Consider the following 565-nt stretch of genomic DNA (forward strand, 5'->3'; position numbering starts at 1 on the left):
CTACTTAGGACCTAAAATTGCCAAGTTCTTTTCGATTGATCATCCGCTGGCGATTGGTATGATGTATGGTATGGGAGCTCATGCACTTGGTACTGTTAAGGCATTTGAATATGGTGATGTAGAAGGGGCAGGATCAAGTTTATCCAATGTTGTAGGAGCTATGATCACGGTAATTTGGGCATTCACCCTAACCCCTCTCATTGTAAAGTGGATGTAGTTACCTCATAAGAATAAGACGTCACTTGTATAAAGCGACGCCTTGTTTTTACTTGATTGGAGATTAACACCATGCAGCTCCGATAATGATAAGAAGGATAAACAGTACGACAATTAACACAAATTCATTGTTATTTCCCACGCCACCGTAGCCGTAACCACCGTAACCTCCTGCTCCATTAAAACATCCGTATGACATAAAAAATCCTCCTGAAAATTATTATTAATATCCGTATCCAACGTAGGATGCACCTACAATTATTAATAGAATAAACAGCACAACAATTAAGGCAAATCCTCCGCCATTTCCACCATAAGCTTCACTCATTAGTTAAACACCCCCACGTTC

General features: G+C 40.0%; 3 protein-coding genes. 1 reads left to right on the forward strand and 2 read right to left on the reverse strand.

Features of this window, described 5'->3' with window-relative positions:
• A partial coding sequence (locus tag AC3G7N_RS22085; protein ID WP_489424260.1) for an LrgB family protein occupies positions 1-217 on the forward strand: 217 nt, incomplete at its 5' end.
• Between the two features lie 63 nt (positions 218-280).
• Here AC3G7N_RS22085 and AC3G7N_RS22090 read toward each other — a convergent pair.
• Both AC3G7N_RS22090 and AC3G7N_RS22095 read right to left on the reverse strand, forming a co-directional pair.
• Positions 281-415, reverse strand: coding sequence for a YjcZ family sporulation protein (locus tag AC3G7N_RS22090; RefSeq protein WP_089063031.1), 135 nt, complete (start codon positions 413-415; stop codon positions 281-283).
• A gap of 24 nt (positions 416-439) precedes the next feature.
• Entirely contained in the window at positions 440-544 is a 105-nt protein-coding gene (locus tag AC3G7N_RS22095) for a YjcZ family sporulation protein (protein WP_089063030.1), read from the reverse strand.
• Positions 545-565: the final 21 nt, after the last annotated feature.

The sequence above is a fragment of the Virgibacillus carmonensis genome, assembly GCF_057836705.1.

Coding starts and splice junctions, on each gene's coding strand:
- AC3G7N_RS22090 (WP_089063031.1), bottom strand. CDS start 415: ATGTCATACGGATGTTTTAATGGAGCAGGAGGTTACGGTGGTTACGGC.
- AC3G7N_RS22095 (WP_089063030.1), bottom strand. CDS start 544: ATGAGTGAAGCTTATGGTGGAAATGGCGGAGGATTTGCCTTAATTGTT.